The organism is Streptomyces sp. PR69 (assembly GCF_026420845.1).
Taxonomy (GTDB): Bacteria; Actinomycetota; Actinomycetes; order Streptomycetales; family Streptomycetaceae; genus Streptomyces.
The window spans coordinates 145,848-165,870 of sequence record NZ_JAOWCB010000010.1; the positions used below are offsets into that span (position 1 = coordinate 145,848).

The window sequence follows — 20,023 nt, forward strand, 5'->3', positions numbered from 1 at the left end:
GGCCGTGCGGGACAGGCCGTACGGGACAGGCGGCACGGACACGGTCATACGGACACGGCCCCTGCCGATCAAGGGCTGCGCGCCTCTTGACCTTCAGGGGCCGTGTCCTGGGGGCGTACGTTCCCTAGTCCAGTGCCTGAAGCGCCTGGGCGACCGCGTTGGCCGCGTTGACGCCAGCGTGGTGCAGCAGATGCCGTTCCCCGCCGACCAGGTCGTAATGGATGTCGGGCACGCCGATCCGCCGCACCGGCGGACCCCCGATCTCGGCAACTGTCTCGCAGACCGCTCCGCCCAGTCCGCCCGCGGCCCGGTGGTCCTCGATGGTCACCACCGCCTCGGCGCGGGCGCAGGCGTCGACGACGGCCTGCCGGTCGAGCGGTTTGACGGTGTGCATGTTCAGATGCCCGGCGCTCACCCCCTGCGCGGCGAGTAGTCCGGCCGCCTCTGCGGCAACCAGGTTCGGGTGGGGGCCGGTGGCGATGAACACCACCCGGCCGGGCTCCCGCAGGACGCGGGCCCTGCCCAGGGTGAAGTCGCCGCGCTCGCCGTACAGCGACGGTGTGGCCTGCCGCCCGAGCCGCAGATAGGCGGGGCCGGGGTCCTGCGCGACGGCGACCGTGGCCTGTACGGCCTCCCAGGCGTCGCCGGGCACGACCACGGTCATGTTCGGCAGCAGCCTCAGCGCGCCGATGTCCTCAAGCGCGTGATGGGTGGGGCCGTAGTGGCCCGACGCGAGGCCCCCGTGCGTGCCCACGATCTTGACCGGCAGATTGGCCGCGGCCACATCGACCTTGATCTGTTCATAGGCGCGGGCGCTGACGAACGGCGCCATGCCGGTGGCGAACACCGGCCGCGCGGCCACGGTCATACCGGCCGCGACACTGATCATGTTCTGCTCGGCGATGCCGAGGTTCACATGCTGGCGCGCCAGCGCTCCCGTGAAGGCCCCCTCGTAGTCCATGTCGACGGTCAGACACGCCAGATCCGGGTTCTCCCGCGCCAGGGCCAGCAGCATCATGGCGTGGGCCTCACGGCTCTGAAGCGTCGACCGGTTCTCCCACACATGGTCGAAGACGTCCGCGACGGAGCGGGGGCCGGCAAGGACGGCGCTCATGCCCGCTCACCCGCCAGCGCCGCGAGGGCCAGCCGCCGTGCGGCCTCGTCGAGGGTCGCCGAATGGCTCTTCTTCGTGTCGTGCAGGCCGGGAACCCCGCGCGCCTTGATCGTGCGGGCGATGACGGCCGTCGGCCGGCCAGGCTCGGCGGGCGCGCCGAACGCCGCTCTGATCTGGTCGTGGTCGTGTCCGTCGACGGTCAGCACGCGCCAGCCGAAGCCGGCCCACTTGTCGGTCAGCGGCTCCAGGGACATGCAGTCCTCGGTCCTGCCGCTGATCTGCCAGCTGTTGCGGTCGACGACGGCGATCAGGTTGTCGGCCCCGTGATGGGCCGCCGCCATCGCCGCCTCCCAGTTCGATCCCTCCTGCAGCTCCCCGTCGCCCAGGATCACAAAGGCCCGCTTGTCGTGCCCGTAACGCCGTCCGGCGAGGGCGACTCCGAGCCCCAGCGACAGCCCGTGCCCCAGTGACCCCGTCGAGAACTCCACACCGGGCAGGCGCTTCATCGGATGCCCGGCCAGCCGGCTGCCCTCCTCGGCGTAGGTGGCGCACTCCGCTTCGGGGATCACGCCGGTCGCGGCGAGCGCCGCGTACAGCGCCGCGCATGCCTGCCCCTTGCTCAGGATCAGATAGTCGCGATCGTCCGGCGGCCCCTCGTCGGAGGGCTGCCGCAGCACCTCGCCGTACAGCACGGCGAGCAGATCGGCGATCGACATGCTGCCGCCGATGTGCACGCCGTTGGGCGAGCCGCTCATCTCGATGACCATGCGGCGGATGTCTGCGGCGAGTTGTTCGGCCGTCTTCCGCGGTGGCGCCTGTGTGAGCATGCTTGGTCGTCCTTCCAGAGCTGTCTGATGATGTCCGGAGCCCTCCGGCGATGTCCGGAGCCGTCCGGTGGCGTCCGGAGTGATCTCCGGCGTGTTCCCCGGCGCGGTCTTCGTCGTCTTCTGCGCGCCGCTACTGCCCGACCAGCGCGGGGGCGGGCGGCGTCTTCTCGACGCCCCAGGTCCGGGGCGAGTTGCTGATGGCGGCGGTGGCCAGCAGGCCGGTCAGCAGTACGCCGCCGACGAGCGACCACGACGCGACCGGGCCGAGCACGCCGATCAGCGGCAGGAAGATCAGCGGCGCGAGCACCACGCCGAGGTTGAAGTGCGCCGTGTAGAAGCCCATATTGCGGACCTGGAGCCGGTCCGGGCTGATCGCGCTGATGTGGTCGGGCATCACCGGGTAGACGATCATCTCGCCGAGCGTCCACACGGCGGTGGCGACGAGCAGCAGCCAGGTGTGGGCCGCCGCGAGGCCCATGAAGGCGAAGCCGACGACCGCGCAGGCATAGCCGATGAGCAGGGTGGCGCGGCGGCTGAGCGTCAGCATCGCGTGGTTGAGGGCGATCTCACAGGTGATGATCAGGAAGGCGTTCACCGCGAAGACCGCGCTCGCCCAGCCGGCCGGCTCGTCCAGTGTGTGGATCACATACACGCTGACCACCGTGGACGGCAGCGCGTAGGCCAGGTGGATCGGCGTCGTCGCGGCGAGGAAGCTCCAGAAGCGCACGCCGGGGCGGCCCCGATCGCGGTCGTATCCGGCAGCGGCGGCAGCCGGGGCCGTATCCTCGCCGCCGGCGGCCGGGCCCGCCGCGATCCGGGCGCGCGCCAGGATGAACGCCGAGGCCAGATAGCCGATCGCGGTGCCCCAGGGCAGCAGCGCGGGGCTGAGGCTGAACAGGATTCCGGCGAGCACAGGACCGATGCCCATGCCCGCGTTGATGGCCAGACGTACCGCGGAGAACGCGAACCGCCGTTGCGCCTCGGGCATCACACGGGCCACCAGTGTGTACGCGATCGGGTTGACCAGCTCGTAGCAGAAGCCCCAGAGCGCGGTCAGGGCGACCAGCGTCCACAGCTCGCGGGTGACCGAGATGGCCAGCACGATTCCCGTGACGGCGGCGAGCCCCATGACCGCGAGCCGCTTCTCCGGTATCCGGGCCGCGAGCGCCCCGCTGAAGACGCCGGCGAGGAGCGCGCCGATGCCGAACACGCCGACGATCAGGCCGATCAGATCGACGGTCAGCTCTTTCCGCTCACTGGCGAGGTACACCGCGTAGAACGGATACAGCACGACCGCGCAGCGCGACACGGTCACCGCGGTCAGCAGTCCGCTGATCGGCCGGAGCCCCGCGATGTTCTCCCGCAGCCCGGGTTTCGGCGGCCGCGGCTGTTCCCGGACGGACATCACACGACTCCGCACGCCGTCCGCGCGCCGAGCGGCTGGACCTCGTAGACGGATTCGCGCACGGACTGGATGAACCGGTAGTCCTCGTCCACAGCAGCCTGGTCCGGAGCGGTCAGGAACACCCGCACCGGGCTGGTGAGCAGATCATGGGTGGGCACGATGACATCGCCGGGCTTGCGCTTGAGCGTGAGGCCGGCCACCGACGGCCGGCTGCGGATCTCCTCGACCACGGCCTCGTTGACGGAGACCACCCGGCCCGACAGCGTCGTCGGCGTGTTGTAGACGACCGCGGGCTGGCGCTTGTCGTACACGCCGCCGCCGTACTCGGCGAGGAACCGCTCGGGACGGACATAGGCCAGGGCCGTCAGATCGGCGCTGTTCACACCGAGGCACGCGTCGTGGAACGCGGGGTGCAGATGGCCGTTGACCCGGGCGCCCACCTCCACCAGGGCCGGCCCGTCCTCGGTCATCATCAGCTCGGTGTGCGCCGGGCCGTTGTGGATGCGCAGCACGTCGAGCATGGCGCGGGTGTAGTCGATCAGCGCGACCGCCGCCGGATCGGTCGGAGACACCAGGATGTCGCGGTTGTAGATCGGCTTTCCGTTGGGCAGCAGTTGCTTCTCGTACTGCCACACACCGCAGACGTAGGCGTGGCCGTCGACGCTCACGGTGTCGACGATGTACTCGGTGCCCTCAAGGAAACTCTGCACCAGCACCTGGGTGTTCGCGCCGTTGAAGACCGTGGTGCTGCCGAGGATGGACGGGAACGCGGCGCGCAGCGCGTCGGCGTCACGGCAGATGAAGACCCCGTCGGTGGACGCGGACGACAGCGGCTTGGCCACGCACGGCCAGTGCCCGCGGTCCCCGGCCCAGGCCACGGCCTCCTCGGCGTCATCGGTGATCACTTGGGCCGCGGTGCGCAGCCCGGCGGCGGCGACCGTCTCGACCATCTTGTACTTGTTGCGCCGCGCCTCGGAGTACGCGGTTCCGTTGCTGCGCAGGGCCAGGGCCTCGCTCAGCCGGTCCGCGAGCAGCACGCCCGGCTCCTGGCCGGGGATGACGAACCGCGCGCCGATCTCCTTGAGCGCGCGCTCGGTGGAGCCGTCCGGGTCGTACACCAGCCAGTCGCGGTAACTCGTCTTGTCCCACGGCTGCATACGCGCGATCGGCTCCGGCGCGCTCTGCACATGGATGACGTCGATCCCGAGCCGGCCGAACGCCTCCGGCAGGTAGTTGCCGGTCCCGTACGCGTCGACCAGCACGCCGACCGCACGTCCGGCGTCGTTGCGCACCGCCCTCCCGAAGCGGTTCCACAGCTCAGATCGCTTGTCTTCGGCCAGCTCAATCATCGCGTCCTCACCATCCCTGCTGTCACGTCATCGCGGTCTGCGGACGAGCCATGAACGTAGGAGCCGGGACCCGGCGGCGGGCGGGGTCTACGACTTGAGACACATGCGCATCACCCCCAAAGGCACACCGCGGGGCCCGGGGAGCAGGGGCCCCGGGCCCGGGGAGCACCGCGGGGCCCCAGGGCCCCAACTCCCGCGGCGGACAAGGCCGTCGTCTACGATCGCCGTATGACCACAGTGCTGATCATCGGCGCAGGCGACATGGGCGAGCGGGTCGCGGACGGGCTGGCCGCCGGCGGCCGGGTCGGGCGGCTGCTGGTGGCCGGCCGGTCATCCGCGCGCGACGCCGTGGCGGCGACCGTGGCCAGCGCCCGCGACTGCCGGGTCGAGGCGGCGCCGCTCGATGCGACCCGGCAGGACGAGGTGGCAGAACTGCTGGCCGCCGCCCGCCCCGACCTGGTCGTGCACTGCGCCTCGCTGCGCAGCCCGTGGGCGATGTCGGGCCGCGACGACGCCGCGGCCCGTGCCGTCACCGCCGCGGGTCTCGGCCTGCGACTGCCCTATCAGCTGCCGCTCATCCTGAACGTCATGCGGGCTGTCCGCGCGGCCGGCCACACCGGGCCCGTGGCGAACCTGTCCTTCCCCGATGTGACAGGACCGGTCCTCGCCCGCCTCGGCCTGGCGCCCACCCTCGGCCTGGGCAACGCCGCCATGATGCAGCTGCGGGTGCGCGCGGCCCTGCGCGCCGCGCACCCGGACCGGCCCACGCCGCTGATCCGCGTACTCGGGCACCACGCCCAGGTGTTCGACGTCATGCAGGCCCGGCAGCCCGCCGACCCCGGGCAGCGCTGCCGCGTCCACCTCGGCGAGGACGGGGAACGGGACGACTCGCTGGCCTACCAGGCGCCGCCGCTCGCACCCGGACCGCGCTACAACGTCGTCACCGCGGCCGCGGTCCTCCCGGTCCTTGAGGCGCTGCTGCCCGGCGCCGCCCCGCTGCGCCATTCCACCGCCTCGCCGGGGGGCCTGCCCGGCGGCTATCCGGTCCGCATCGCCGACGGCGCCGTCACCCTGGACCTCCCGCCCGGAGTCTGTGAAGCCGACGCGATCGCCTTCAACGAGCGCATGGCCGCGGGCGACGGCGTCGACCGCATCGACGACGACGGCGCCGTCCATCTCACCGAGGCCGCCCGCCGGGCCGTCGCCCGCCTCGCACCGGACCTGGCCGACCCCATCGCGGTGGACGACCTCGCGGCCAGGGCGGCCCGCCTCGACGCCGTACTCGCCTGACGGACGCCCCGGCTGGCCTCGGCTTCCGGGACGGACACGGTCCTGTCCGCGGGGGAGAGGTTCCGGCCGCTTGACGTCCAGCCCGTTTCGGGCGGCGGGGCGAGGACTCGCAACTGCCGTCTTCGCGCCTCGCAGCCGGAGCCGCGCTCGCCGTCACATCGGGGATCGCCCCGACGGCCCACGCCGCCCCGCCGCCGCTGCCGCTGCCGCCGGGGCCGTCCGCCATGGATCAGTACACGCCGGGCCGGTGCGGCACCACGCAGTCGCCCTGCTCGTGCGCCATGCCGCGGAGCGGGTCATGACAGCCGATCAGGTCGCCGCAGCCAAGTGGATCACCGGGGCGCCGATCGAGGACCCGGAGCGGGAGAGCAGGTCCTTGACGCGATCAACGGGCTCAACGCGGCTCTGCTCGCCTCGATCCGACAGGCGCAGCCTGTGCTGTCCGCCCCCGGCTGCGCGGCCGTCCGGGAACGGGCCCGTGCCGTGGTCGTCCGTGAACCGCACCTCCATGGACGCCACGGCCTGGGGCTCCGGAAGGCGCTGACTCACCTGTGCGCATAAGGCCGGTGGGCCGGACACAACGGGGGTGAGTCACACAGGACCGGGCGGCGGGGTCAGCGTTCTGCTCCGCCGCCCGGTTCGCTGCCGTCCACCGAGGTCACCTGGGTCTCGTCGACCTCCGTGGCCGCGGGCGGCTCCACCAGCCAGTCGGGGTTGGCCTGTCTGTCCCACCACTTCCAGACGGCCACCGCCCCGCCGAACAGCACACCGAAGACCGCGAACCCCTTGGCGAGACGCCCGGCCCGGGAGCGGCGCTCGTGCTTCCTCGCCAGCTTGTGGATCTCCTGCGCCGTCACCGGGCTGCGCAGCGCCGCCAGTGCGGCGGCCGAGCGGGCCGCCGCCTCCTCGCGCACCGGCTGGGCCGCGGCCCTGGCGTGCTCGATGCGCGGAACGGTGTAGTCCGCCGCCTGCCGCGCCGCCTTCCTGGCCCCTGAGGCGGCCCGGTGCGCGGCTTCGTCCACCCGCGGCGGGACATGCGGGGCGACATGGGCGCCGTACTGGACGCGGGCCTGGCGGCCGGCCTCGTGCGCGGCCCGGGCGAGCTTCGGCCCGTATCTTGCGCGGGCCTCGTGCGCATAGAGCTGCGCATAGTGCGACGCCTGGTCCTTCGCCGTGCCGGCATAAGGGGCCACCGCTTCCGCGGCGTGCCGGACACTGTCCTTCGCCGCAGACGTCGCGGAGCGCACGCTGTCCTTGCGGGTCACAGGGATCCTCCTCCTCGGTGGCGTGCTGGGCCTGGGACTTGTCCCGGGTTCGGCGGAAATGCAGCTGTCCGTCCGCTGAGAATCATGCCCGCTGCCCGCGCTCCGGGCATGCGGTACGGGCATCCGGGTCATGCACCCGCGCTGGCGCGGCCCGCACACGCCGGGCGCGCCGGCGGGACCTTCGCACCCCCGGGTCCCCGCGGCGGGCCGGCGCATGCCCCTTTCCCGGGCCCTTCCGTGCGAGGATCGTCGCAGGAGTCAAGGGGACGAGGGAAGGCAGACCGTGGCCGAGCAGCTTTACGCCACTCTCAGGACCAGCCGGGGCGACATCGAGCTGAGGCTCCTGCCGAACCACGCGCCCAGGACGGTCAAGAACTTCGTGGAACTGGCCCAGGGCGGCCGCGAATGGACCCATCCGGCGACCGGCAGGAAGTCTTCGGGCCCGCTCTTCGACGGCACCGTCTTCCACCGGGTGATCAAAGATTTCATGATCCAGGGCGGGGATCCGCTGGGCAACGGCACGGGCGGCCCCGGCTATGAGTTCCAGGACGAGTTCCATCCGGACCTCGCCTTCGACCGTCCGTATCTGCTGGCGATGGCCAACGCGGGCCCGAACACCAACGGCTCGCAGTTCTTCATCACGGTGGCGCCCACCGCCTGGCTGACCCGCAAGCACACCATCTTCGGCGAGGTGTCCACGGAGGCCGGCAAGAAGGTGGTGGACGCCATCGCGGCCGTCGAGACGAACCCGCACACCAAGCGGCCGGTGGAGGATGTGGTGATCGAGTCCGTGGTCGTGGAGACCCGTACGAGCTGACTGTCGGGAGCCGCGCCCCGAGAGGCCCGAGAGGCATGGGCTGGCCTGTGGGTCCCCGATTGTCCACAGGGGAACCAAAACGCCCCGGTCATCCGTAAGGATGGACGGGGCGGTGTGTTGAGCCCACAAGACCGGCGGAGATCGAGGGGATCATGGACCAGGCACCAGGCAGCCCGCAGGAGCCCCGGGGCACGCATGGCCTGCCGGGCTGCTACCGGCATCCGGGCCGGGAGACCGGCATCACCTGCACCCGCTGCGAGCGGCCGATCTGCACGGACTGCATGGTCAGCGCCTCGGTCGGGTTCCAGTGCCCCGAGTGCGTCAGGACCGGTTCCGGCACGGGCCACGCCCCGGGCGCCAGCCGTCCCCGGACGATCGCCGGCGGCACGGTCGCGGCCGATCCGCATCTGGTCACCAAGATTCTGCTGGCGGTCAACGCCGCCGTCTTCATCGCCGTCCTGGCCGTCGACGATCTCGTCCACCGGCTGACGCTGATCGGATACGCCATCGACCCCCGCCTCGGCGAGGTGGTCGGCGTCGTCGACGGCGAGTGGTACCGGCTGATCACCTCGATGTTCCTGCATGAGCAGATCTGGCACATCGGCTTCAACATGCTGGGGCTGTGGTGGCTCGGCCGGTCCCTGGAGGAGGCCCTCGGCAGAGTGCGCTATCTGGCGCTCTATCTGCTGTCCGGCCTGGCCGGCAATGCGCTGACCTATCTGCTCAACGCGCCGAACCAGCCCTCGCTCGGCGCCTCAGGAGCGATCTTCGGGCTGCTCGGCGCGACCGTCGTGCTGATGCGCCGGTTCCGCTACGACATGCGGCCGATCCTGGTCCTGCTGGCGCTGAACCTCTTCATCACCTTCCGCTACCAGGACATCATCGCCTGGGAGGCCCATGTCGGCGGTCTGGTCGCTGGTGTGATCATCGCCTACGGCATGATCCACGCCCCGCGTGCCCACCGCACTCTGGTGCAGACGGTCACCTGTGGAGCAGTGCTGCTCACGGCCGTCGTCATGGCGGTGGCGCGGACGATGGCGCTCAGCTGAGCGGGACCTTTCCCCAGAGTTGTCCACAGCGTGTGGCGGATCCTGTGCATGCCGTGGGGAACGGCCGTGCCCGGGGTCGCTGATCCGGGTTGCTCTGCGCCGCCCCTCGCTTTGTGGCGTTTTGCTGGGTTCTGCCTGGGCGGGCCCGGCGGTGACGGAGGCGGCCCGGGCCGCCCGGCGGCCGCGTCCGCACGGTCCCGCCGGCGTCAACATCCCGGAAGTTATCCACAGATCGTCTGACCTTTCCACTGGACTGTGGACAGCCCTGTGGATAACTCTGGGGATGGCTTGACGGGCGGACTGCGGATCGGCTACTGCCGCCGCCATGGCCGCCGCCGTCGCCGCTTTCTGCCGCTGCTTCCCGCCGCTACTTCCACTGAGTGGACACGCCGAAGCCCGCGGCGATGAAGCCGAAGCCCACGACGATATTCCAGTTGCCGAAGCTCTTGATCGGAAGGCTGCCCTCGGTCACATAGAAGAGAACGATCCAGGCGAGCCCGATCAGGAACAGCGCCAGCATCACCGGAGCCACCCAGCTGCGGCTGGTCAGCTTGATGCTGGTCGCCTGCTTCGAAGAGGGCGGCGGTGTGAAGTCGGCCTTCTTGCGGATCCGTGACTTCGGCACGAGGGACTCTCCTGTCGATGCGCTGCGTGACCGCGCGGGGGAACTGTGGCTGGCGCCGGGGCTGGAGCGAGGGGGACTCCTGGCTCCCCCGGGCGTCCGTTAGCGTAGTGCTTCCATGGCGCCGTAAGGAGTAAGGGTACGTTGAGCAATTCTGCCGACTCCCCGCAAGGGCCGGTCAGACGCCCGGTGTGGCGTCCTGTCCGGCTGCTCACCGCCGGCGTTTTCGCCCTGGCCGGGCTGATCTTCGTGACCAGCTTCAACACGGCCAAGGGTACCGACATCCGCACCGACGACTCCCTGCTGAAGCTCTCCGATCTGATCCAGCAGCGCAGCGACCGCAACGGTGAGCTTGAGGCGTCCACATCGGCCGTGCGCGGGGATGTGGAGGCCCTCGCAGAGCGTGACGACGGCTCCACCAGGGCGGAAGACGAGAGGCTCGGCGCCCTGGAGCGGGCCGCCGGCACACAGGAGGTGAGCGGCGAGGGCCTCACCGTCACCTTGACAGACGCCCCGCCGAACGCCCAGGCAGCCCCCGGCTACCCCGAGCCCCAGCCCAATGACCTGGTCATCCACCAGCAGGATCTGCAGGCCGTGGTCAATGCGCTGTGGCAGGGCGGGGCCGAGGGCATCCGCGTCATGGACCAGCGGCTGATCTCTACCAGCGCCGTGCGCTGCGTCGGCAACACGCTCATCCTGCAGGGCCGGGTCTACTCCCCGCCGTACAAGGTCACGGCGGTCGGCGACCGCGGGAAGCTGGAGGCGGCTCTTGCCGGGTCGCCCGCGGTGCAGAACTACCAGCTGTATGTGAAGGCGTACGGCCTCGGCTGGAAAGTCGACGAGCACAAGGCGGTGACTCTTCCCGGCTACTCGGGCACAGTGGACCTCCACCACGCGGAGCCCGTGAAGCCCGCGGAGTAGCCCGGGCCGCAGGAGCAGGGGGGCAGCGGTGCCGCTCCGGACACGCCTCACCCGGCTGTTCGTCGGGATTCTCAGTGAGATCTGCGTCACGGTCGGCGCAGTGCTGCTGCTGTTCGTCGCGTATGTCCTGATGTGGACGGGCGTCAAGGCCGACGGCGCCGTCGGCGACCAGCTCGACCGGCTGGAGAAGCGCTGGTCGCAGCCGTCGCCGCCGGGGGCCGGGCCGTCGCCGCCGTCCGCCCGGCCCGAGGCCGCGGCGAACCCGTCGGCCACCGCCCCGGCCCCGTCTGCCGGCCCGTACGAGCACGGCGAGCCCTTCGCGGTGATGCGCATCCCCCGCTTCGGCGACGGCTGGGAGTGGCCGGTCCTCCAGGGGGCCAGCCCGGACGTCCTCAAGAAGGGGCTCGGGCACTACCCCTCGACCGCCCGCCCCGGCGAGCGGGGCAATGTCGCCGTCGCCGGACACCGGCGCACCTACGGGGACCCGTTCAGGGAATTCCCCGAGCTGCGCGCCGGGGACGCCGTGCTGCTGGACGACGGGACGACCCGGTACACGTACCGCGTCGTCGCCCGGCCGTACCGGACCGTCCCCTCCGACGTGGGCGTCGTCGAGCCGGTGCCGCGGCCGCTGCGGACCGGCGCGGCGCCCTTCGACGGCCCCGGGCGCTATCTCACGCTCACCACCTGCGACCCCGAGTGGGGCAGCAGCCACCGGCTGATCGCCTGGGCGCGGCTGGAGGCGAAGGCCCCTGTGGGGGACGGCGGGCCGCAAGCTGTCCACAGCTGACCCACAGGCCCGTGCGGCCCTTTAGTCTGGTGCCCGTACCGAACGGAAAGGGACGGCATGTACGGCTGGATCTGGCGGCATCTGCCGGGCAACGCATGGGTGCGGGCCTTCATCTCCCTCGTGCTGTTCCTCGCGGTCGTCTATGTGCTGTTCCAATACGTCTTCCCCTGGGCGGAGCCGCTGCTGCCGTTCGGCGATGTGACGGTGGACGGCGAAGGCGCCGCAGCGGGAACGGCAGGAGCGGACCAGTGAGCGCGCGCATTCTCGTCGTGGACAACTACGACAGCTTTGTCTTCAACCTCGTCCAGTACCTGTACCAGCTGGGCGCCGAGTGCGAGGTCGTGCGCAACGACGAAGTGGCCCTCGCCCATGCGCAGGACGGCTTCGACGGCGTGCTGCTCTCCCCCGGCCCCGGCGCGCCCGAGCAGGCGGGCGTCTGCGTCGACATGGTGCGGCACTGCGCTGAGACGCGCGTCCCCGTCTTCGGCGTCTGCCTGGGGATGCAGTCGATGGCCGTGGCGTACGGAGGAGTGGTGGACCGCGCCCCCGAGCTGCTGCACGGCAAGACGTCCTCCGTCACCCACGAGGGCAAGGGCGTGTTCGCCGGGCTGCCCTCGCCCTTCACCGCGACCCGCTACCACTCGCTGGCCGCCAAGCCGGGCGAGCTGCCGGCCGAGCTGGAGGTCACGGCCTGGACGGCGGACGGCATCATCATGGGCCTGCGCCACCGTGACAAGGCCGTGGAGGGCGTGCAGTTCCACCCCGAGTCGGTGCTGACCGAGCACGGCCATCTGATGCTCGCCAACTGGCTGGAGCAGTGCGGCGACACCGGGGCGGTCGGCCGTTCGGCAGGTCTGGCACCGGTGGTGGGCAAGGCTGTGGCGTGAGCGCGATGCGCCCCGGGCACGAGCAGGAGCATGGGCGCGAGCGTGAATTCGACCCGCTGACGGACCCGCTGCCGGACCTGTCGCCGGGCCCCCTGGAGGCGGGGGCGGACGGCGGACAGGCCGCCCACGGCCCTCAGGGCTCGCCGTGGTTCCGTGCGGGGAACATCCCGGCGCAGCAGGAGCCGCCGCCTCAGGAGTGGTACGACCCCGAGGGCTACGAGCGCGACTGGTACGGCCCGCCTCAGCAGGACCCCCAGCGACTGACGCCCGGCGCTCAGGGACAGGCGGCCGGATACGGCGACACCTCGGGGGCCGGTACGGCGGCGGCGTTCGGCGCCGCCGCGGAACCGGGGGCCGGACCCGCCCCTGCGCCCGTACCTGGTTCCGGAACAGGTCCGGGAGCGGGACCCGGCCCGGGAGCCGGACCCGCGGCCGGGCGCATGCCGCCGTACACGGACCGGTCGATGCCCGAGGACCCGCGCCAGGGCGTGCCGGGGCCGCGCGCCGCCGCCGGACCCGTCCCGGCGTCCGGCTCCGAGGCGGACGCCGGTCCCGCGCCCGACGACACCGCCGTACTCGACGCGGTCGTGCCCGGCGGCGAGACGACAGCGCTGCACACTGCCGGGCCGAATGCCGCAGGGGAGGCGTACCCCGTCCCCTCCGGCCCCGGCAGGGCCGAGCGGCGCAGGGCGGCCAAGGGCAGGGGCCGCCGGCGGGCCGGCCCGGCGGGAGCGCCGTCCCCGCAGTCCGGGGCGGGCCCGGACGGGCGGCCGCTGTCGCGTGTGGAGGCCCGGCGGCTGGCGCGTGCGCAGAAGGACAGCCCGGCCGTCATCGCGAGCCGGGCCCTCGGAGAGCTGTTCATCACCTGCGGGGTGCTGATGCTGCTGTTCGTCACCTATCAGCTCTGGTGGACGAATGTGCTCGCCAATCAGCAGGCCGACAAGGAGGCCAGCAAGATCCAGGAGAACTGGGCCGAGGGGCGCGACCCGGGGCAGTTCGAGCCGGGCCAGGGCTTCGCGATCATGTATATCCCGAAGCTGGACGTGGTCGTCCCGATCGCCGAAGGCATCGACAAGCACAAGGTGCTCGACCGCGGGATGATCGGCCACTACGCCGAAGGGTCGCTGAAGACGGCCATGCCCTCGGACAAGACGGGCAATTTCGCGGTCGCCGGCCACCGCAACACCCACGGCGAGCCGTTCCGCTATGTCAACCGCCTCAAGCCGGGTGATCCGATCGTCGTCGAGACACGGGACGCCTACTACACCTATGAGATGACGAGCATCCTGCCGCAGACCTCCCCGGCGAATGTGGCCGTGATCAGTCCGGTGCCGCCGGGCTCGGGCTTCACCGGGCCGGGCCGCTACATCACGCTGACCACCTGCACCCCCGAATTCACGAGTACCTATCGAATGATCGTGTGGGGCAAGATGGTCGAGGAACGGCCGCGCAGCAAGGGCAAACCGGACGCGCTCGTCGGCTGAGATCTCATGAGCGCCAAGCTCAAGCATCAAGCTCAAGCTCAAGCGTCAGAACGAACGTCAACACCGAGACGGGAAACGGGTGCAGTGGCACGTGCACGAAGCCGGATCGCCGGCGTCATCAGCGTCTTCGGAGAGCTGCTGATCACAGCCGGCGTGGTGCTGGGGCTCTTCGTCGTCTACTCGCTGTGGTGGACGAATGTGCTGGCCGACCGGGAAGCGGCCAAACAGGGCGACCAGGTGCGCGAGGACTGGGCGAGCAGCGCGCCGGGCGAGCCGGTCGGTCTTGACACCAAGGACGGCATCGGCTTCCTCCACGTCCCGGCGATGGGCAACGGCGAGGTGCTGGTGAAGAAGGGCACCGAGCCCGACGAACTCAACAACGGCATCGCGGGCTACTACACCGACCCGATCGAGTCGGCCCTCCCCTGGGACAAGCAGGGCAACTTCACCCTCGCCGCACACCGCGACGGCCACGGGGCGAAGTTCCACAACATCCACAAGCTGAAGGACGGCGACCCGATCGTCTTCGAGACCAAGGACACCTGGTACGTCTACAAGGTCTACGAAACGCTCCCGGAGACCTCCAAGTACAACGTGGACGTGCTCCAGCCGGTGCCCAAGGAGTCGGGCAAGACCGGGCCGGGCCGCTACATCACGCTGACGACCTGCACGCCGATGTACACCTCGGATTACCGCTACATCGTGTGGGGCGAACTGGACCGCACGGAGAAGGTCGACGCGCAGCGCACCCCGCCGGAGGAGCTGCGCTGATCACCCGGGGCCCCGCCCCGGACTCCCGGACCGCCGGACTCCCGCACCGCCGGACTCCCAAGCCCCCGGACTCCCCGGACCCGGTCGTCAAAAGCGCGCCGGGCGGGCTGGAAATCCAGCCCGCCCGGCGCGCTTTGTCACACGGGGCGGGTGCGTCAGTCGTCCCCGCCGCGGAAGCCGCCGATGAAGCCGCCTCCGCCGTTGTCGCCCCCGCCGTTTCCGCCTCCGCCGTCGTCGCCGCCGCTGCCGCCGATCGTCCGGACCTTCACGGTGGTGGCAGCCGGGTCGACCGGGGTGCCGGGCTGCGGGTCCGAGCTGACGACCAGGGCGTCGCCGTCCTGCGAGCTGCCCTGCTCGAACTGGATGGTCGTGAAGCCGGCCTGGCCCAGCATCTGCTTGGCCTGGTCGACCGTCTTGCCCACGATCTGCGGAACCGGAACCTGCTGGGTCTGCGGTCCCTTGGAGACCTGCAGGGTCACCTTGCTGCCCTTGGGGGCGCTGGAGTTGCCGGTCGGGTTCTGGGAGATGACCTCGCCCTGCGGCTTGTCGGAGTCGACGTCCACCCGCTCCACCTCGAACTGGAGCGTTTCCAGCTGGGCCTTCGCCGCCTCGAACTGGTTGCCGACGACCCTGGGCACATCCCGGGTCGCCTGCTTGGCGACCGTCAGCGTGACCTTGGTGCCCTTCTCGGCCTTCACAGTGCCCTTCGGGTCCTGCTTCAGCACCGTGCCCGGGTCCTCGTCGCCGTTCTCGACCTGGACGACCTCGACCTTGAAGTCCTTGCCCTCCAGCAGCTCCTTCGCCCGGTCCACGTCCTTGTCGACGACGTCCGGGACCTCGACCAGCGGCGCGCCCTCGGAGACGACGACCTGGACGGTCTCGCCCTCCTTCATCGTCCCGCTCTCCGGGTTCTGGCTGCAGATGGTGTCCTTGGGCTGGTCGCAGCGGTCCGTGCCGGACTGGGTCACATTGACGCGGGCGTTCTCCGCCCTGTCCTGGGCCTCCTGGAGGGTGAGGCCGACGAGCGACGGCACCGTGACCTCGCTGCCGCCCTTCTCCTGGCCGAAGACCTCCCGGCCGATCAGCAGCGCGCCGACGAGCACCAGAATGCCCGCGACGACCAGCAGCACCGTGGACGTGTGGGACCTGCGCCGCCCGCCGCCCGAGCCGCGGCGGTCCTGGCGGTCGTCATAGCCGCCGAAGCCCCCGTCGTCCGGGTTCAGCGGCGGAAGCATGGAGGTCTGGCCGGCCGCCGGGTCGGCCTGGCGCAGCGCCGCGGTCGGCTGGTCCTCGGGGGCGTATCCGCCGCCGTAGCCGACCGAGCCCAGCGCGGCCGTCGCCGCGACCGGCTGCCCGTCCAGGCACGCCTCGATGTCCGCGCGCATCTCATCGGCGGACTGATAGCGGTAGTCCGGGTCCTTGACCAGGGCCTTCAGCACGATCGCGTCCATGGCGGGCGTGATCTCGGGGTCGAAGGCGCTGGGCGGCTGCGGCTCCTCCCGGACATGCTGATAGGCCACCGCGACCGGGGAGTCCCCGATGAACGGCGGACGCACGGTGAGCAGCTCGTACAGCAGACAGCCGGTGGAGTACAGATCCGAGCGGGCGTCGACCGTCTCACCCTTGGCCTGCTCCGGGGAGAGGTACTGGGCGGTGCCGATCACGGCCGCGGTCTGCGTCATGGTCATGCCGGAGTCGCCCATGGCGCGGGCGATGCCGAAGTCCATGACCTTGACCTGCCCGGTGCGGGTCAGCATCACATTGGCCGGCTTGATGTCGCGGTGGACGATGCCGTTGCGGTGCGAGTACTCCAGCGCCTGGAGGATGCCGATGGTCATCTCCAGGGTGCGCTCCGGCAGCAGCTTGCGGCCGGAGTGCAGCAGTTCACGCAGCGTGGAGCCGTCCACGTACTCCATGACGATGTACGGGATCGAGACCCCGTCAACATAGTCCTCGCCGGTGTCGTAGACCGCGACGATCGCCGGGTGGTTGAGCGAGGCGGCGGACTGGGCCTCACGGCGGAACCGGGCTTGGAAGGACGGGTCCCGGGCCAGGTCGGCCCGCAGCGTCTTCACGGCGACGGTGCGGCCGAGCCGGGTGTCGTGGGCGAGGTAGACCTCCGCCATGCCACCGCGGCCGAGCACCGAGCCCAGTTCGTACCGGCCGCCGAGGCGACGCGGCTCTTCCATACTGTTCCAGCCCTCTCCGTCAGTCCCGACCGCACCCGCGTGTGGTCCGGCGGTGTGCTGTTCGCGCATACGGTACCGGGCGTGTCGCGTCCGATCGGCCGTCGGCCGTCAGCTGATACCCGACCGGTATCGCAAAGCGCAGGTATAGCCGCCGCGCGTGATGTCCGTCACTGTGCCGTGTCATGGCGCTGCGCCCGTGTCACTTCTTGCCGTCCAGGACCGCCTGCATCACGGCTTTGGCGATCGGCGCGGCGAGCCCGCCGCCGCTGATGTCGTCGCGTGCGGTGCCCTGCGAGTCCTCGACGATTACCGCGACCGCGACCGGCGACCCGCTGTCGGTCTTGGCGTACGAGATGAACCAGGCGTACGGGCGCTTCTTGTTGCCCACGCCGTGCTGTGCGGTGCCGGTCTTGCCGCCGACGGTGACGCCGTCGATCGCCGCGTTGCCGCCGGTGCCCTTGGTGACGACGTTCTCCATCATCTCCTGGACGAGCTGAGCCGTCTTCGCGGAGATGGGCCGGCTCATCTCCTGAGGCTCGTTCTTCTTGATGACGTCCAGGTTGGGCGCCTCCAGCTTGTCGATCATGTACGGCTGCATCAGCTTGCCGTCGTTGGCGATCGCCGCGGTGACCATGGCCATCTGCAGGGGCGTGGTGGCGGTGTTGAACTGGCCGATCGCCGACTGCGCGTTGCCCGGCCGGTCCATCTTCTTGTCGTAGACGGAGGCGGCGGCGCGCACCGGGGTGTCGACCTTGGGGTTGTTGAAGCCGAACTTCTCCGCGTACTCCACCATCTTGTCCCGTGTCACCTCGTCGCCGAGCTTGGCGAAGACCGAGTTGCAGGAGACCTCCATGGCGCGGTTCAGGCTGGCGTTCTCACAGCCCTGCGCATGGTTGACCATCTCGGTGCGGGTGTTGGGCAGGATGTACGGGTCGGGGGTGTCCGTCGGCGCATGGATGTCGTCGACTTTGCCTTCCTCGATCGCCGCGGCCGCGGTGACCACCTTGAAGGTGGAGCCGGGCGGGTAGATCTCGCGCAGCGCGCGGTTCAGCTTCGGCTTGTCCGGGTCCTCCTCCAGCGCCTTCCACGCCTTGGCGTCTTCGCTGCCGTACCCGGCGAAGGACGACGGGTCGTACGACGGCGTGGACGCCAGCGCCAGGATCTTCCCGGTCTGCGGGTCGATCGCGGCGACCGCGCCCTTCTTGTCGCCCAGACCCTCGTACGCGGCCTTCTGCGCGGCCCCGCTGAGGGTGGTGACGACATTGCCGCCGCGCTTCTCGTCGCCGGTGAACATCGCCATCGTGCGGTCGAAGAACAGCTGGTCCGAGTTGCCGCTGAGGATGCCGTCCTCAAGCTTCTCGATCTGGTTGGCGTCGAAGGCCTGTGAGGCGTACCCGGTCACCGGCGCCCACATGGGGCCGTTGGCATAGGTGCGCTTGTACGTGAAGTCCGTGTCGTCGGTCTCGACGGAGCCGGTGATGGGCTTGCCGTCGACGATGATGTTGCCGCGCTCATGGGCGTACCGCTCGATCTGGACACGGCGGTTGCGGTCATGGGTGTTGAGGGAGTCCGCCTCCACATACTGCAGCCAGTTGGTGCGTACGAGCAGGGCGAGGACGAGGAAGCCGCAGAAGATCGCGATCCGGCGCAGGGGCTTGTTCACGGTCGGACCACCTGGGTCATCTCGGCGTCGGGGGAGGCGGGTGCGGGAGCGGGGCGGCGGGCGGTGTCGCTGATGCGGATCAGAATCGCGATCAGCGCCCAGTTCGCGAGCACCGAGGAGCCGCCGTAGGCGACGAACGGCATCGTCATGCCGGTCAGCGGGATGAGGCCCATCACACCGCCGGCCACCACGAACACCTGGATGGCGAAGGCGCCGGAGAGGCCGATGGCCAGCAGCTTGCCGAACGGGTCGCGGGCGGCCAGGGCGGTGCGCACGCCCCGCTCGACGATCAGCCCGTAGATCATCAGGATCGCCATCATTCCGGCGAGGCCCAGCTCTTCGCCGAAGGTGGAGAGGATGAAGTCGGAGTTGGCCGCGAAGCCGATCAGATCCGAGTTGCCCTGGCCGAGGCCGGTGCCCAGGGTGCCCCCGGAGCCGAAGGACATCAGGGCCTGTCCGATCTGCTGGCTCTGCCCCCAGGTCTCGTCCGCGAACGGGTTGAGCCAGAACTCCACACGCTGCTGGACATGCGGCTCGAAGCTGGCGACGCCGACCGCGCCGGCCGCGGACATCAGCAGGCCGAACACAATCCAGCTGGTCCGCTCGGTGGCCACATAGAGCATGATCACGAAGAGGCCGAAGAACAGCAGCGAGGTGCCCAGGTCGGTCTCGAAGACCAGGATCAGAATGGACATCGCCCACACCGCGAGGATCGGCCCCAGATCGCGGCCGCGCGGCAGATAGAGCCCCATGAACCGGCGGCTGGCCAGCGCCAGCGCATCCCGTTTCACCATGAGATAGCCGGAGAAGAAGACCGCGATGATGATCTTCGCGAACTCGCCGGGCTGGATGGAGAACGGGCCGAGGCTGATCCAGATCTTCGCGCCGTTCACGGCGGGGAAGAACATCGGCAGGACCAGCAGCACCAGCGCCACGGCCATGGAGATATAGGTGTAGCGCTGCAGAATCCGGTGGTCCTTGAGCAGCATCAGCACCGCGACGAACAGCGCGATGCCGATCGCGGAGTACATCAGCTGCTTGGGGGCGTCGGGGCTGAAGCTCTTGAAGAGGATCTCCGAGCGCCGGATCAGCCGGGGCGACTGGTCGAGCCGCCAGATGACCACCAGGCCGAGGCCGTTGAGCAGCGCCGCCAGCGGCAGCAGCAGCGGATCGGCGTACCGGGCGAACCTGCGCACCGCCAGATGGGCCACGCCGGCGAGCAGCCCGAGCCCGAGGCCGTAGCCCAGCATGCCCGGCGGCAGCTCGCCGTCGAGGGCGAGGCCGACATTGGCGTACGCGAACACCGGGATGACGACGGCGAAGACCAGCAGCGCCAGTTCGGTGTTGCGGCGGCTTCCGCGCGTCCGTGCTCCGCGGGTGCTTCGGGTGCGGGCGCGCCCGCGTGGCCCTCCGGGGCGGGGCCGGGCGCTGCGCCGTACACGGCTGCCGGGCCCGCGGGGCTGTCGGCGAAGGCCGATGCCCGGGCGCGGGCGGCGCGGCCCTGCTCCGCCCGTGCCCGCGTGGGCAGGCCCCCGTCGCTTCCCGGCCTGACGGGGGTGGGCACGGTGCCGTGCATATCCGCC

The 20,023-nt window shown here is 70.7% G+C and carries 19 protein-coding genes; 9 read left to right on the forward strand and 10 right to left on the reverse strand.

The features are described 5' to 3' along the window. Positions 1-124: 124 nt before the first annotated feature. The 4 genes from OF819_RS12900 to OF819_RS12915 all read right to left on the reverse strand — a co-directional run bounded on the left by OF819_RS12900 (position 125) and on the right by OF819_RS12915 (position 4,695). A complete protein-coding gene (locus OF819_RS12900; RefSeq protein ID WP_267243609.1) occupies positions 125-1,114 on the reverse strand; it encodes a transketolase family protein in 990 nt (329 codons plus the stop codon). Then, positions 1,111-1,941, reverse strand: a complete 831-nt coding sequence (locus OF819_RS12905; protein ID WP_267243610.1) for a thiamine pyrophosphate-dependent enzyme — start codon at positions 1,939-1,941, stop codon at positions 1,111-1,113. The genes OF819_RS12900 and OF819_RS12905 overlap by 4 nt, the downstream gene beginning before the upstream one ends. Before the next feature lie 130 nt (positions 1,942-2,071). After that, positions 2,072-3,346 (reverse strand): MFS transporter, encoded by a 1,275-nt coding sequence (locus OF819_RS12910; protein WP_267243611.1) that lies wholly within the window; start codon positions 3,344-3,346, stop codon positions 2,072-2,074. After that, entirely contained in the window at positions 3,346-4,695 is a 1,350-nt protein-coding gene (locus OF819_RS12915; protein ID WP_267243612.1) for an ATP-grasp domain-containing protein, read from the reverse strand. Before OF819_RS12915 ends, OF819_RS12910 begins: the two co-directional genes overlap by 1 nt. A gap of 228 nt (positions 4,696-4,923) precedes the next feature. Between OF819_RS12915 and OF819_RS12920 the strand changes: the two genes are divergently transcribed. Continuing rightward, positions 4,924-5,985: a saccharopine dehydrogenase NADP-binding domain-containing protein gene (locus OF819_RS12920; protein ID WP_267243613.1), complete on the forward strand. Its 1,062-nt coding sequence runs from the start codon at positions 4,924-4,926 to the stop codon at positions 5,983-5,985. A 309-nt stretch (positions 5,986-6,294) separates the two neighbouring features. Here the strand turns inward: OF819_RS12920 and OF819_RS12925 are convergent, their stop codons facing one another. Together OF819_RS12925 and OF819_RS12930 are read right to left on the reverse strand one after the other, a co-directional pair. Next, positions 6,295-6,504, reverse strand: coding sequence for a hypothetical protein (locus OF819_RS12925; protein WP_267243614.1), 210 nt, complete (start codon positions 6,502-6,504; stop codon positions 6,295-6,297). Positions 6,505-6,599: 95 nt separating this feature from the next. Continuing rightward, entirely contained in the window at positions 6,600-7,250 is a 651-nt protein-coding gene (locus OF819_RS12930) for a DUF5324 family protein (RefSeq protein ID WP_267243615.1), read from the reverse strand. Positions 7,251-7,533: 283 nt separating this feature from the next. On the opposite strand from OF819_RS12930, the gene OF819_RS12935 reads away from it, so the two are divergent. Both OF819_RS12935 and OF819_RS12940 read left to right on the forward strand, forming a co-directional pair. Continuing rightward, positions 7,534-8,067 carry a peptidylprolyl isomerase gene (locus OF819_RS12935; protein WP_267243616.1) on the forward strand — a complete coding sequence of 178 codons (534 nt, stop codon included), beginning with the start codon at positions 7,534-7,536 and terminating at the stop codon, positions 8,065-8,067. A gap of 152 nt (positions 8,068-8,219) precedes the next feature. Continuing rightward, positions 8,220-9,116 (forward strand): rhomboid family intramembrane serine protease, encoded by an 897-nt coding sequence (locus OF819_RS12940; RefSeq protein ID WP_267243617.1) that lies wholly within the window; start codon positions 8,220-8,222, stop codon positions 9,114-9,116. Between the two features lie 367 nt (positions 9,117-9,483). Here OF819_RS12940 and crgA read toward each other — a convergent pair whose 3' ends face one another. Then, a complete protein-coding gene (gene crgA / locus OF819_RS12945; protein ID WP_267243618.1) occupies positions 9,484-9,741 on the reverse strand; it encodes a cell division protein CrgA in 258 nt (85 codons plus the stop codon). Between the two features lie 141 nt (positions 9,742-9,882). Between crgA and OF819_RS12950 the strand changes: the two genes are divergently transcribed. The 6 genes from OF819_RS12950 (at position 9,883) to OF819_RS12975 (ending at position 14,588) form a co-directional block, all read left to right on the forward strand. Then, positions 9,883-10,659 (forward strand): DUF881 domain-containing protein, encoded by a 777-nt coding sequence (locus OF819_RS12950; RefSeq protein WP_267243619.1) that lies wholly within the window; start codon positions 9,883-9,885, stop codon positions 10,657-10,659. 28 nt (positions 10,660-10,687) lie between these two features. Beyond that, entirely contained in the window at positions 10,688-11,446 is a 759-nt protein-coding gene (locus tag OF819_RS12955) for a class E sortase (protein ID WP_267243620.1), read from the forward strand. A 57-nt stretch (positions 11,447-11,503) separates the two neighbouring features. After that, positions 11,504-11,698, forward strand: coding sequence for a hypothetical protein (locus tag OF819_RS12960; RefSeq protein ID WP_267243621.1), 195 nt, complete (start codon positions 11,504-11,506; stop codon positions 11,696-11,698). Beyond that, on the forward strand, positions 11,695-12,333 hold the full coding sequence (locus tag OF819_RS12965) for an aminodeoxychorismate/anthranilate synthase component II (RefSeq protein WP_267243622.1): 639 nt from the start codon (positions 11,695-11,697) through the stop codon (positions 12,331-12,333). Before OF819_RS12960 ends, OF819_RS12965 begins: the two co-directional genes overlap by 4 nt. A 5-nt stretch (positions 12,334-12,338) precedes the next feature. Beyond that, on the forward strand, positions 12,339-13,817 hold the full coding sequence (locus OF819_RS12970; RefSeq protein ID WP_416370524.1) for a class E sortase: 1,479 nt from the start codon (positions 12,339-12,341) through the stop codon (positions 13,815-13,817). 84 nt (positions 13,818-13,901) lie between these two features. Continuing rightward, positions 13,902-14,588 carry a class E sortase gene (locus OF819_RS12975; protein ID WP_267243624.1) on the forward strand — a complete coding sequence of 229 codons (687 nt, stop codon included), beginning with the start codon at positions 13,902-13,904 and terminating at the stop codon, positions 14,586-14,588. A gap of 155 nt (positions 14,589-14,743) precedes the next feature. On the opposite strand, the gene pknB is transcribed toward OF819_RS12975, so the two are convergent. From pknB to OF819_RS12990, 3 genes are all read right to left on the reverse strand, one after another. After that, positions 14,744-16,777, reverse strand: a complete 2,034-nt coding sequence (pknB, locus tag OF819_RS12980) for a Stk1 family PASTA domain-containing Ser/Thr kinase (protein WP_267243625.1) — start codon at positions 16,775-16,777, stop codon at positions 14,744-14,746. A 199-nt stretch (positions 16,778-16,976) separates the two neighbouring features. Further along, complete coding sequence (locus tag OF819_RS12985; protein WP_267243626.1) at positions 16,977-18,440, reverse strand: peptidoglycan D,D-transpeptidase FtsI family protein; 1,464 nt, start codon at positions 18,438-18,440, stop codon at positions 16,977-16,979. Beyond that, positions 18,437-19,744 carry an FtsW/RodA/SpoVE family cell cycle protein gene (locus OF819_RS12990; protein ID WP_267243627.1) on the reverse strand — a complete coding sequence of 436 codons (1,308 nt, stop codon included), beginning with the start codon at positions 19,742-19,744 and terminating at the stop codon, positions 18,437-18,439. Before OF819_RS12990 ends, OF819_RS12985 begins: the two co-directional genes overlap by 4 nt. Positions 19,745-20,023: the final 279 nt, after the last annotated feature.

Bases quoted from the DNA above. Each gene is read 5' to 3' on its own strand.
- OF819_RS12915 (WP_267243612.1), bottom strand. From the start codon at position 4,695: ATGATTGAGCTGGCCGAAGACAAGCGATCTGAGCTGTGGAACCGCTTC.
- OF819_RS12960 (WP_267243621.1), top strand. From the start codon at position 11,504: ATGTACGGCTGGATCTGGCGGCATCTGCCGGGCAACGCATGGGTGCGG.
- pknB (WP_267243625.1), bottom strand. From the start codon at position 16,777: ATGGAAGAGCCGCGTCGCCTCGGCGGCCGGTACGAACTGGGCTCGGTG.
- OF819_RS12920 (WP_267243613.1), top strand. From the start codon at position 4,924: ATGACCACAGTGCTGATCATCGGCGCAGGCGACATGGGCGAGCGGGTC.
- OF819_RS12940 (WP_267243617.1), top strand. From the start codon at position 8,220: ATGGACCAGGCACCAGGCAGCCCGCAGGAGCCCCGGGGCACGCATGGC.
- OF819_RS12905 (WP_267243610.1), bottom strand. From the start codon at position 1,941: ATGCTCACACAGGCGCCACCGCGGAAGACGGCCGAACAACTCGCCGCA.
- OF819_RS12900 (WP_267243609.1), bottom strand. From the start codon at position 1,114: ATGAGCGCCGTCCTTGCCGGCCCCCGCTCCGTCGCGGACGTCTTCGAC.
- OF819_RS12970 (WP_416370524.1), top strand. From the start codon at position 12,339: ATGCGCCCCGGGCACGAGCAGGAGCATGGGCGCGAGCGTGAATTCGAC.
- OF819_RS12910 (WP_267243611.1), bottom strand. From the start codon at position 3,346: ATGTCCGTCCGGGAACAGCCGCGGCCGCCGAAACCCGGGCTGCGGGAG.